A 12,273-nucleotide genomic window follows, 5' to 3' on the forward strand; every position below is an offset into this window, starting at 1 on the left:
GACGGGATTTTCCGCAAGGCCGGAACGGCGTGCGATGAAACGGGCGAGCATCGGGCCGATCATCAGGATCACCAGGAAACGGCCGGTCTGCATTGCCATGACGAAGGGCACGTCGACATCGCTGGAGGCGGCGATGATGGCGACGGAATCGGCACCACCGGGGCTGGTGGCGAGATAGGCGGTCAGTGGATCGATGCCGGCGAAGACGTGAAGTGCTACCGCCATGCAACCGCAGAGCGCCATCAGCAGCACGATGCAGGCCGACACCCTCGGCAGGGCGCGGGCCACGTGGCTGAGGATCGAGCGGGTGAAACGCAGGCCGATGCTCCAGCCGACCAGTGCATAGGCGATGGCGAGCAGCCACATCGGCAGCTCGATCTTCAGGACGCCCGTGCCCTGCAGCAAGGCGCCGAGAAAGAGCGGCACGATGATCGTGCCACCCTGGAGGCGCAGCCGTCGGACGCCGTAGGCGCAAAAGGCGGCAAAAGCCATCGTCGCCGCGAAGGCCGGCCAGTCGACTGAGGGAAAGAGGATAAGCGGCGGCGGCTCGGCGCCGTCGGCTGCCACCCACAGGCGCGAGATTACGGAGGCGCCGACGGCAACGAAGACGACGCGCAGATACTGCATGAGGGCGACGAGACGGGCATCGGCGCCATAGGCTTCCGACATGATGACCATGGCGGAGGCGCCGCCCGGCGAGGAACCCCAGACCGCGGTCGTCCCAGGCAGCACCTGCCAACGCGTCAAAAGCCAGCCTAGGCCGGTGGCGATGGCGATGACCGAGAAGATGAACAGCAGGAAGAGCGGTGCGTCCTTCGCCATGGTGCCGAGAATGTCAGGAGTGATGGTGCGCGCCATCATCAGACCGACCAGGACCTGGCCGAACTGCAGCGGCCAGAAGGGCACGCGAAGCTTTCCCTTGCCGACGGTCAACGCCAGTGCGATTGCCGCGACCATCGGTCCGATCAGCAGCGAGGCCGGCAGAGCGAAGAGTTCGAGGAAGACGACGAGAGCGGTCGAAAGTGCCAACAGCAGCGCCCATTTCGGTAGGCCGGCATCCCGCAGCAAGCGGCTCGCGTCGCTGAATGACATGATCCCATATCTTTCCTGGTCGGCGCGAGCCCTGAGGCCGAAGGTGGGAGGACGCTCCGCATGACGAAGAGAAGCCGGCTGAAAGAGCCGGCTGGCGCGTGTCCGGTATAGGTGGGCGGCACGGCAGCGGTCAATTGCGAAATCTGGCTTCTTGGCGTCTTGGAGTGCGAAACTGATTCATGCGACCGCTTCAAGTCGTTGTTTTTATGGATGTCATCTTTTCCAACATCGCTGAACGGCTTCGCGCTGGGTGCCTCAGAAACGTACGTGGCTGACGAGAAAATCGAGCAGTGCGCGTACACGCGCCGGCAGCGGGCCGCCTTGGCCCATATACACGGCGTAGAATTCCTCGAGATCGCCGGGATTGGCCTCTTCGAGCACCGGCACCAGGCGCCCGGCGTCGATATCGGCGCGCACGGTGAAGGCGGCAAGGCGGGCAAGGCCGGCGCCAGACAAAGCGAGATGGCGCATGGCTTCGCCGTCTCCCACCTGCACGCCCGGGGTGATCGGGATCATCACCGTTTCGCCGTCCTCGCGCAGCGGCCAGCCCTCGGTGGCGCGGGTGTAGGAAAAGCCGATGCGGCAATGGCGGCGGAGATCGGCGGCCGTGTGTGGTTTGCCGTGGCCCGAGAGATAATCCGGCGATGCGACGATGATCTTGCCGGTGGCGCCAAGCTTGCGCGCGATCAAGCTGGAATTCTTCAAGGGGCCGGCGCGGATTGCGACATCGGCGCGCTCCTCCATCAGGTCGACTATCCTGTCGGTATGGGAAATATCCAGCGTCACGGCCGGATGAAGCGCCATGAAGGCCGGCACAAGCGGCGCCAGCACATGGTTGCCGAAAGAGCCGCTGGTATTGATGCGGATGCGGCCTGATGCCTGTTCGCCCGTCGAGGCCTGACGTTCGGCTTCGGCGATATCGGCAAGAATGGCGATGCTTCGCTCGTAAAAGGCGCAGCCTTCCGGCGTCAGTTGCAGCCTGCGGGTCGAGCGGTTGACGAGGCGGGCGCCGAGGCGTGTCTCCAGCCGGGCGACGAGCTTGCTGACGGCCGACGGCGTCATGCGCCGGGCCATGGCGGCCGCGGAAAAACCGCCGCGCTCTACCACGCTGACGAAGACTTCCATTTCGCCGGAGCGGTTAATGTCTTGACGGCTCATGATGAATTCAAGTCACAGATGATTTTCCGATAGGCAATCTATATCATCAAACGTCCGAGGTCTATCTCGTAGGAAAGCTAAGGAGACAGATCCATGGACTACAGAAATCTCGGCGCATCCGGCCTCAGGGTGCCGGTCTTGAGCTTCGGCGCAGGCACATTCGGCGGTAGCGGTCCGTTATTCGGCGCCTGGGGCAGTACCGATGCGGAAGAGGCGCGGCGGCTCGTCGACATCTGCCTCGAAGCCGGTGTGAATCTCTTTGACACGGCCGACGTCTATTCGGCCGGCGCGTCCGAGGAGGTGCTCGGCCAGGCCATCCGTGGCCGGCGCGACGCTGTACTGATCTCGACGAAGACGGCGCTGCCGATGGGCGAGGGGCCGCAGGACTGGGGAACGTCGCGGGCGCGGTTGATCCGCGCGACCGAGGATGCGCTGCGTCGGCTCGGGACCGACTATATCGACCTCCTGCAGCTTCATGCTTTCGATGCCTCGACACCGGTCGAGGAGGTGCTGTCGACGCTCGATGAGCTCGTTACAGCAGGCAAGATCCGCTATGTCGGGGTTTCCAATTTTGCCGGCTGGGAACTGATGAAGTCGCTCGCCGCCGCCGAGCGCCACGGCTATCCACGTTATGTCGCCCATCAGGTCTATTATTCGCTGGCAGGGCGCGATTACGAATGGGAGCTGATGCCGCTCGGCGCCGACCAGGGGGTGGGAGCCCTCGTCTGGAGCCCGCTTGCCTGGGGACGGCTGACCGGCAAGATCCGCCGCGGCCAGCCGCTGCCCAAGGCAAGCCGGCTGCACGAGACGGCACAATACGGCCCGCCCGTCGACGACGAGAAGCTGTTCGACATCGTCGAGGTGCTTGACGCCATCGCAGGTGAGACCGGCCGGACGGTGCCGCAGATCGCCATCAACTGGCTGCTTAACCGGCCGACGGTATCGAGCGTCATTATCGGCGCCCGCAACGAGGAGCAGCTCAGGCAGAACCTCGGCGCAGTCGGCTGGAGCCTGTCGAAGGCTGAGATCGAAAGGCTCGACGCCGTCTGCACGGTCACGGCGCCCTATCCCTATTTCCCCTATCGGCGGCAGGAGGGGTTTGCCCGGCTCAATCCGCCGATCGTATAAGGCGCCGGGGACGGCGGATTTGTCTATAGCAGCCGGCCTATAACAAAGTGGGAATGAAATCTTCTGCCAATCTTAACTGGACAGCCGCTTTGACTTGCCGCATACCCAGCCATCTGCCTAATTCCTTAAATCGGAATCGATTTAAGGATGAAATTATGCAGCAATTCTAGAGTCCTACGGCGCCCTTTGCGCGTCTGAAAAGACGCGCGGCGCTGTAGCCCGCGGGACACGATATGGTTTCTGCGGAATGGCTGGGAGATCAAAGGGATGGCGCTGAAGGACGCGAAGGCGGGCACACGCAACGAGGCGGGAATTGCCGCGGTGCTCGGCATTCTCAAGCAGAGCTTCGGCGAGCGTTTCCAGACCGGCCAGTCCTTCCGCGAACAGCATGCCCATACGACCACCTATATCCCGCCGCAACTGCCCGACGGGGTGCTTTTCGCCGAGAGCGCCGAGGATGTGAAGGCGGCGGTCAATGCCTGTGCGACCCACAAGGTGCCGGTAATCGGTTTCGGCGTCGGCACCTCGCTGGAGGGGCAGGTCAATGCCGCCAATGGCGGTATTTCGATCGATTTCAGCCGCATGAACCGGGTGATCGAGGTTAATCCCGAAGATCTCGACTGCACCGTCGAACCGGGTGTGACACGCGAGGCGCTGAACATCTACCTGCGCGATACCGGCCTGTTCTTCCCGATCGATCCCGGCGCCAACGCCTCGATCGGCGGCATGGCCTCGACGCGGGCCTCCGGCACCAATGCCGTGCGCTATGGAACGATGAAGGACAATGTGCTTGCCGTCACCGCCGTCACTGCCAATGGCGAGGAGATCCGCACGGCCCGGCGCGCCCGCAAGTCTTCGGCGGGCTACGATCTGACGCGGCTCTTCGTCGGCGCCGAGGGCACGCTTGGCATCCTGACGTCGGTGACGCTGCGCCTGCAGGCGATCCCCCAGAAGATTGCCGGAGGGGCCTGTGCCTTTCCGAGCATCAAGGCCGCCTGCGATGCCGTCATCATGACGATCCAGATGGGCATTCCGGTGGCGCGTATCGAGTTGCTCGACACGGTACAGATGCGGGCCTGCAACGCCTATTCCAAGCTTTCCTATGCCGAAAGCCCGACGCTGTTCCTCGAATTCCACGGCACCGACGAGACGGTGCCGCTGCAATCGGCAGCCTTTGCCGAGATCGCGGCGGAATGCGGCGGCGGCGAATTCCTATGGACCGCCAATGCCGAGGAGCGGACGAAGCTCTGGAAGGCGCGCCACGACGCCTATTGGGCTGCAAGGGCGCTGGCGCCCGGGCTTGCCGCACTTTCGACCGATGTTTGTGTTCCGATATCAAGGCTTGCCGATTGTGTTTCCGAAACGCAGGCGGATATCGAGGAGCATGGGCTGCTGGGGCCGATCGTCGGCCATGCCGGCGACGGGAACTTCCATGTGCTGTTGTTGTTTGATGACAAGAGCACCGAAGGCGTCGCCGTGGCCGAGGCTTTCGTGCAACGGCTCAACCGGCGGGCGCTCGAAATGGACGGAACATGCACCGGTGAACACGGGGTCGGACAGGGCAAGATGGCGTTTCTGGAACAGGAGCTCGGCGGTGCGGTGGATCTGATGCGACAGGTGAAACAGGCGCTCGATCCGGACGGTATCTTCAATCCCGGCAAGATTTTCCACCATGGCTGAAAACGGAACATTCTCATGAAGTTGGGTCTTGCCCCCGGGATGAATAGCGCTAGAACAAGATGATGTTAGGCCGGCTCGCCCTGAAATCTGAATCTTATTCTCAATTAAAGAGTTAGAGCATGATGTCGTCCGAAAACCGCTCACACTTTTCGGCATCATGCTCTAGTGTCGGCAACAGAATCCCGAATGGAGACGCTTTGCATTGGTAGGCCGGTTCCTCGTCTTTCTGGGGGGAGTGATCGTCGTAGTGCTGTTTGTGGCGCTGCTTGCGCCGCTGTTCATCGACTGGACGGATTTCCGTAAGAATTTCGAGGATCAGGCAAGCCGCATCATCGGCAAGAAGGTCACCGTCTACGGCACGGTGGATGCGCGCCTGCTGCCGTTCCCGTCGGTGACGCTGCATGACGTGCGCGTCGGCCAGGAAGCGGACGGCACGCCGATCGTCAAGGTGGAGCAGTTCTCCATGGATGCGGAGCTTGCACCTTTCCTGTCGGGCGAAGCACTGATCTTCGACATGCGCGTCGTCAATCCGAAGGTGCGCTTGAGATTGCTCAAGGACGGCACGCTCGACTGGATGCGCGGCAGCCGCGCGGAAATACCGGCAAGGACCGTCGTTCTCGAAAACGTGCATGTCAGCGGCGGCGAGGTCGAATTCATCGACGATCAGTCGGGTCGCTCGCGTCGCATCACCGGCCTCAACGCGGAAATGTCGGCAAAGTCGCTGGCTGGTCCTTGGCGCATCGAGGGCGACGCAGCGCTCGACGGCGAGCACGGCGGCTTCTCGATCTCGAGCAGTCAACCGGACGAGAAGGGCGTGCTGCGCATGCGCACGAGGCTTTCGCCGGACAAGCACCCTGTCAGCGTGGATCTCGATGGCGAACTGAAGCTCGTCGACAGCAAGCCGAACTATCAGGGTCAGCTTTCGGCAGCGATCGAGATCCGCAACAGCGCCAAGCCCGCCAACAAGAAAGAGCAGCCGCCGCGCGTCAAGGGCCGCTTCGAGCTCACCAACGAACGCATCCGCATCCCCGAATACCGGATGGAGATCGGCCCGACGGACGATCCCTATGTCATAACCGGCGAGGCGACGCTCGATACCGGCAATGCGCCGGAATTCCTGCTGACCGCCGTCGGGCAGCAGATCGACGTCAACCGCATCGGCAATCAGGGGGCGTCCGGCAAAACGACGCGGGATCCCGCCGTTTCGGCGCGCCAGCGGCTGAATTCGCTGATCGATATCGTCGCGCAGGTGCCGATCCCGCAGGTGCCGGGGAAGGCGAGCGTCAAGCTGCCGGCGATCGTCGCCGGCGATACGACGCTGCGCGACGTGCAGCTGGAGCTCGAACCGGCCGGCACCGGCTGGATGATCGACAGCGCCACCGGCACGCTGCCGGGGCGCACGCAGGTGGAAGGCAAGGGCAAGCTCCTACTTCAGGGCGAACCTTCGTTCAACGGCCAGATCGTGGTGGCCTCCAGCCAGCCGACGGGGCTTGCCTCCTGGCTTGCCGGCTCGGTCGATCCGGCCATCCGGCAATTGCGGCAGGCGGGCTTTTCCGCCAATGTCAGCCTGACGCACGAATTGCAGCGTTTTGAAAACCTTGAGATTACCATCGGACCGGCGACGCTGAAGGGTCGGCTGGAGCGCCAGGCAATCTCAGGCCAGCCGCCGACGCTGTCGGTGGCGCTAAACGGCGATACGCTCGATCTCGACGCGCTGCAGGCGCTGAGCGGGCTGATGACCGGGCAGGATGCCGGCGACAACGTGCTTGACCACAAGATCGCCGCCCAGCTCAAGGCGGACAAGTTCACCGCCTTCGGCGTCAGTGCCGAGAATGTCGAGACCACCTTCACCATCGCCGACGGCGGGCTTGCCGTCGACCGGCTGTCGATCAAGAATATCGCCGGCGCAGAGCTGACGGCGACGGGCAGGGCGGAAGGCTCGCTGCTCGATTACAAGGGTGCGGGCGAAATCACCTTCAAATCGGCCGATCCCGGCGGCTTCTTCACCATGCTGCGCGAACACCTGCCGCATCACCCGGTGCTCGATCGGCTGGTGCGCAATGCCGGCTGGTACGGCAATACGGCGCTTCGCGGCGCGCTGACGCTCGGCGGCGACGAGGGCAATGCGCTGACGGTGACGCTTGCCGGCGTGGCGAACGGCAGCCGTGTCAATCTCGATTACCGCATGTCCGACCTCCTGGCGCTGACCGGCAACGGTACGACGAGCCTCGAGGCGACGCTCGAAAACGCCGTGCCATCAGTCCTGTTCGGCCAGGCCGGGCTCGACCCGCTGCCGGTCGATGTCGGCGCCAATGGCCGGCTGACGCTGAAGGTGAAGGCATCGGGCAACGATCCCGCCGATGCGGCGCTGACCTTTGCGACCGACCGGACCTCGTTCATGGCCAACGGCAAGGTCGACGTCCGGCCGGAGACCTTCATGAACGGCCAGATCGCGCTTTCGCTCGACAGCGCCGATATCGACCCCTATCTCATCATGAACGGCATCGCCCTGCCGCAGACCGGAACTGGGCTGCCGTTCGGCCTGCAGGTCAATACCGCCGTCGACAGCGACAAGATCGTCTTTTCGGATCTCAAGGGGCATGCGGCCGACAACGAATTTTCCGGTGCGCTGACCTTCGACCGGAAGGCTGCGAAGACGACCGCGAGCGGCGGGCTGACACTCTCCAAGGCCGATGCCGGCTGGCTCGGCGAGGCGGTGTTCGGCCAGATCGTCGATCCCGCGAACGGTCAGCTGACGACGGCGCCGCTGGGGCTGCCGATCTTCAAGGATCTCGACGTCAACGTGAAGCTGGCGGCCAAGGAATTCTGGCCCGGCCTGCCGGAAACGGCGGTGTCGGACTTCACCAGCAACGTTGCCTACAAGGGCGACGAGCTGCAGCTCAACGACATGGCCGGCAACTGGGACGGCGGAAAACTCTCCGGCAACCTGCTGTTCACCAATGCCAGCGGCACAGGTTTCCTGCAGACGAAGCTTGCGCTTGCCGATTCCGATCTTTCCGGCGTCGTCTGGCTGCGCGATGGCGCGCCGATCGCCAACGGCAAGTTCGGATTGTCGCTGTCAATGGAGGCCTCGGGCAAGACGATCGGCGAGATCGCCAGCTCGCTCAATGGTTCGGGCGAACTGAGGCTCGGCGATACCAGCATACGCGGGTTGAATCTTGCTATCCTGCCGCCGCTGCTTGCCGCGACCGATACGATGCAGGAGCAGATCAATGCCGGCAAGGTGCATCCGATCATCGAGACGCTGCTCAGCAACGGCGAGGCGAAGCTGCCGCCACTCGGCATCCCCTTCAATATCGCCGACGGGACGCTGAGGGTGCAGAATGTCACCGTCGCCAACGATCTCGCCCGCATCACCGCCGATGCGCAGATCGCGCTGCCGGAAGAGCGGATCAGCGCGACACTGGGTGTCGGGTTCAATCCTGGCACGGAAGCGCTTTCCGGCGCCGAGCCGGCGCTCCGGCTGAATTTTTCCGGCATGCTGCCGTCGCCCGGCAAGACGATGGATGTGACCGATATCACCAGCTATCTGTCGCTGCGCGCCTTCGAGCGCGAGCGCCAGCGCGTCGAGCGGCTGCAGGCGATCGTGCTCGAAAAACAGCGGCTGCGCCGCGAAGTGGCGCTCTACCGGTTCAACGACGCCGAGCGCACCAAGGCGGCCGAGATCGAGCAGCAACGGCAGGCGGAGGAAGAGCGGCTGCGCGCGCTGGCGCAGAAAGCAGCCGCTGAGAAGGCTGCTGCCGAGGCGGAGGCCGCACGCGCGGCGGAAGCCAAAGCAAAGGCGGATGCCGATGCGCAGGCGAGGGCCGCGGCCGAGGCGGAAGCAGCACGGCGCAGCGGGCAAGCGCAGCCCGGTCCCCTCAATTTCGACCAGTTGCCGGGCGTTCAGGCGCAATGACAGCGCATAGAATTTGATTCATGCAAGACGCTTCAGGTCTTTGTTTTAATTGATATTATCCCAAATCTCTACGCGATTTTGAGCAACATGCATCAAGGCTGCCGGCCTTCAGCCAGGAAAGCACATGCAAGCGCAGCGCCGAGGACAGGTTGCTGTCCGGTGGGCGGTGGTCGTCGATTTCGGAAATCAGGGCGGCGAGCGGCATCGAACGGGCGGCGGCGATCGTCTTCAGCTCGGCCCAGAACTCATCCTCCAGCGAGAAACTGGTGCGATGGCCGTGCAATGTCGCCGAATGCTTACGAATCATGGGGCCTTCACATCCCGGATAGAGTACAGCGCCTCCGAGACGACGCGCTCAGGACTCTCCATCAAATTAAGGGTCGGTTGGCAGATCGATTCAAGGAAAGTGCGCAAGTGGCTGATCGCAGAATCCATTCCGGCTTTCACGCGTTGCGTGAAATTGTCACGCGCCGTCGTCATCCGTCTCGATCCGGCCGTCGCGATGGGCTTTGTCGGCCTTGTCGTTCAGGCTGCGGGTCAGCTGTTTCTCGGCCTTGGTGCGGCCGAAGGAGACGCGGTTCTGTTCGGCCTGCTTCTCCTTTTCGGAGCGAGCCTGCTTCTTGCGGAACTGGCGCAGATTGATGATTTCGGCGCTCATGCGTTGCCTGGACCCTCACGAAAAAGGGAGGCTTGGCCTCCCTTCAAATCACTGCTTCTTGCGGAAGGAGTCGAGCGAGACGACGGAGCCCGGTTTCTTCTCCTCGCCGTCGGCGGGTTTTGCGCCTGCGGCGTCATCGGGCTTTCCGGCCGCATCCACGGGATAGGCGGTGATTTCGCCGGACGGCAGTTCCTCGCCATCGGCGAGCGGCACGTCGAATTCGAGCTCGAAGTTGACGGAGGGATCGTAGAAGCCGCGGATCGCATTGAATGGAATGACCAGCTTTTCCGGAACGTCTGAGAAGGAAAGGCCGATCTCGAAATGCGTCTCGGTGATCTTCATGTCCCAGAACTGGTGCTGGATGACGATGGTCATCTGCTCGGGGTATTTCGACTTCAGGTGCTGGGAGATGCGCACGCCGGTGGCGCCGGTGAGGAAGGTGATGAAGAAGTGATGATCACCGGGCAGGCGGCCCGTCGCTGCGACTTCCGCCAAAACCTTGCGGATGACGCCGCGAAGTGCATCCTGTGCCAGAATGTCGTAGCGGATATGATCCTGCCCCATGCTTTTCCTGTCTTTCGTCGGTTCGGAAGTCTTTTCACAAGGTTATATGCCACGTCCGGGCGCCTTGGGAAAGACCGGAGCCGAGTCACGTTTTTAAGCAGCATACATGATTTCGGCGGCAGGGAGAAGGTGAAGGCTTCTGTTGCCAGGTGCCTTCGGACCCCGCCTAGAGGTGCGAACCACTAGGACTTTGATTGAAGTGTCACACCGCGATTAAGCAGCGAGACGAGCTTCCGCATAGTTGTCGTTTGCAACTACAATTTTAGCCCGATAACGGCGGTACAATGCCGAGCAAAAAGACGATCTTTACACCCTTGTCGATCCTGTTTCGCCCCCATCAAAAGCCGGCCTTGAAAGCCGCCGGTTTTTGGTGGAGGCGCCGGGTACCGCCCCCGGGTCCAATAGGTTTATTACACCGCTCATTTATCGCCATAGCCGACCCGAAAGCCGGCAAGGCTGATATAGTGGTTTCCTCAGCCCAAGGAAAGGGCAAACGTCATAAAAGCGTTATGCGACCCATCAGAAACATGGGGAAAATACCCGCCGGTGATTGGTTTCCCGGCTCCGAAGGCTTAAATTGGCCGAAACGGAATCAGCGCGACATGAAGCAATATCTCGATCTCTTGAATCATGTGATGGAAAAGGGCTCCGACCGGGGCGACCGCACCGGCACCGGCACGCGCTCGGTCTTCGGCTACCAGATGCGCTTCGACCTCGAAGAGGGCTTTCCCGTCCTCACCACGAAGAAGCTGCATCTGCGCTCGATCATCCACGAGCTTCTCTGGTTCCTCAAGGGCGAGACGAATATCCGCTATCTCAAGGAGAACGGCGTTTCGATCTGGGACGAATGGGCCGATGAAAACGGCGATCTCGGGCCGGTCTACGGCGCCCAGTGGCGCTCCTGGCCAGCGCCCGACGGCGGCCATATCGACCAGATCGCCAATCTGGTCAAAGGCATCGTCAACAATCCGAATTCGCGCCGCCACATCGTCTCGGCCTGGAATCCGGCCGAAGTGGACGAAATGGCGTTGCCGCCCTGCCATTGCCTGTTCCAGTTCTATGTGGCTGATGGCAAGCTTTCCTGCCAGCTCTATCAGCGCTCGGCCGATATCTTCCTCGGCGTGCCGTTCAACATCGCCTCCTATGCGCTGCTGACGATGATGGTGGCTCAGGTGACCGGGCTGAAGCCTGGCGATTTCGTCCACACGCTCGGCGACGCCCATCTCTATCACAACCATTTCGACCAGGCGAAGCTGCAGCTGGCGCGCCGGCCGAAGCCCTTACCCTTCATGCGCATCAATCCCGATGTGAAGGACATTTTTGGCTTCACCTTCGACGATTTCGAGCTGATCGGCTACGAGGCCGATGCCAGCATCAAGGCGCCGATCGCCGTCTGATCCGGGATATTCCATGGCCGACATTCGCAGGACCATAATCGCCGCCGTTGCCCGCAACGGCATTATCGGCCGCGACGGCGATATGCCGTGGCGGCTTTCGAGCGATCTCAAGCGCTTCAAGGCGCTGACATTGGGAAAGCCTGTCGTGATGGGCCGCAAGACTTACGATTCGATCGGCAAGCCGCTGCCGGGACGGCCGAACGTCGTCATTTCGCGGCAAGCGGCGATAGACCATCCCGATGTCTCCATGGCCCATTCGCTGTCTGAGGCGATGACGGCGGCCGACAGGCTGGCGCTCGAAACCGGCGTCGACGAGATCTGCATTCTCGGCGGCGGGCAGGTCTATGCCCAGGCGATCGGTCTTGCCGACCGGATGTGCATCACGCATGTCGAGGCCGATCTCGACGGAGATGCCTCATTTCCCGCGATCGATCCCGAGATCTGGCAGGCGGGGGAGATAATCGCGGTTCCGGCCGGCGAAAAGGACAGTTATCCCACGCGTTTCATCGTCTACGAACGCCGCCACGCCTGAAAATGAACTATTTTCCAATTAAATTGACCAAGTTTCTCACGTTGCGTTGAAAGCCGATGCGGCGATACCTATAACGGTCACCAACGCGTCCGCCGGTCAGCCCCCACGGTTCGGATGCGTGGAGACTTAACGAACAACGAGGTTT

Annotated in this window: 10 protein-coding genes and 1 other RNA gene; 5 read left to right on the top strand and 6 right to left on the bottom strand. The window is 62.3% G+C overall.

Translation table 11 applies throughout. From position 1 onward, the window contains the following. Both V8P77_RS33230 and V8P77_RS33235 read right to left on the bottom strand, forming a co-directional pair. The coding region (locus V8P77_RS33230) for an AbrB family transcriptional regulator (protein WP_335916573.1) at nucleotides 1–1,092 on the bottom strand (1,092 nt) is incomplete at its 3' end. A 255-nt stretch (nucleotides 1,093–1,347) separates the two neighbouring features. After that, nucleotides 1,348–2,250: a LysR family transcriptional regulator gene (locus V8P77_RS33235; protein ID WP_335916574.1), complete on the bottom strand. Its 903-nt coding sequence runs from the start codon at nucleotides 2,248–2,250 to the stop codon at nucleotides 1,348–1,350. Nucleotides 2,251–2,343: 93 nt separating this feature from the next. Here V8P77_RS33235 and V8P77_RS33240 point away from each other — a divergent pair, with 93 nt between their 5' ends. The 3 genes from V8P77_RS33240 (at nucleotide 2,344) to V8P77_RS33250 (ending at nucleotide 8,977) form a co-directional block, all read left to right on the top strand. Next, entirely contained in the window at nucleotides 2,344–3,378 is a 1,035-nt protein-coding gene (locus V8P77_RS33240; protein WP_335916575.1) for an aldo/keto reductase, read from the top strand. Nucleotides 3,379–3,645: 267 nt separating this feature from the next. Further along, nucleotides 3,646–5,058, top strand: a complete 1,413-nt coding sequence (locus tag V8P77_RS33245) for an FAD-binding oxidoreductase (RefSeq protein ID WP_335916576.1) — start codon at nucleotides 3,646–3,648, stop codon at nucleotides 5,056–5,058. Nucleotides 5,059–5,260: 202 nt separating this feature from the next. After that, complete coding sequence (locus V8P77_RS33250; RefSeq protein ID WP_335916577.1) at nucleotides 5,261–8,977, top strand: AsmA family protein; 3,717 nt, start codon at nucleotides 5,261–5,263, stop codon at nucleotides 8,975–8,977. Nucleotides 8,978–9,032: 55 nt separating this feature from the next. On the opposite strand, the gene V8P77_RS33255 is transcribed toward V8P77_RS33250, so the two are convergent. The 4 genes from V8P77_RS33255 to ssrA all read right to left on the bottom strand — a co-directional run bounded on the left by V8P77_RS33255 (nucleotide 9,033) and on the right by ssrA (nucleotide 10,690). Next, entirely contained in the window at nucleotides 9,033–9,284 is a 252-nt protein-coding gene (locus V8P77_RS33255; protein ID WP_335916578.1) for a ribbon-helix-helix domain-containing protein, read from the bottom strand. A gap of 156 nt (nucleotides 9,285–9,440) precedes the next feature. Beyond that, on the bottom strand, nucleotides 9,441–9,635 hold the full coding sequence (locus tag V8P77_RS33260) for a DUF4169 family protein (protein ID WP_131639470.1): 195 nt from the start codon (nucleotides 9,633–9,635) through the stop codon (nucleotides 9,441–9,443). Between the two features lie 48 nt (nucleotides 9,636–9,683). Next, on the bottom strand, nucleotides 9,684–10,199 hold the full coding sequence (locus V8P77_RS33265) for an SspB family protein (protein ID WP_003541317.1): 516 nt from the start codon (nucleotides 10,197–10,199) through the stop codon (nucleotides 9,684–9,686). A gap of 128 nt (nucleotides 10,200–10,327) precedes the next feature. After that, nucleotides 10,328–10,690: a transfer-messenger RNA gene (ssrA, locus tag V8P77_RS33270) on the bottom strand. A 111-nt stretch (nucleotides 10,691–10,801) separates the two neighbouring features. Here ssrA and V8P77_RS33275 point away from each other — a divergent pair. Next, the gene (locus V8P77_RS33275) at nucleotides 10,802–11,596 is read left to right on the top strand and encodes a thymidylate synthase (RefSeq protein ID WP_026158765.1); all 795 of its coding nucleotides are present in this window, start codon (nucleotides 10,802–10,804) and stop codon (nucleotides 11,594–11,596) included. A gap of 13 nt (nucleotides 11,597–11,609) precedes the next feature. Beyond that, a complete protein-coding gene (locus V8P77_RS33280) occupies nucleotides 11,610–12,128 on the top strand; it encodes a dihydrofolate reductase (RefSeq protein WP_335916579.1) in 519 nt (172 codons plus the stop codon). Nucleotides 12,129–12,273: the final 145 nt, after the last annotated feature.

This window comes from Rhizobium aouanii, assembly GCF_037002925.1.
Lineage (GTDB): Bacteria > Pseudomonadota > Alphaproteobacteria > Rhizobiales > Rhizobiaceae > Rhizobium > Rhizobium aouanii.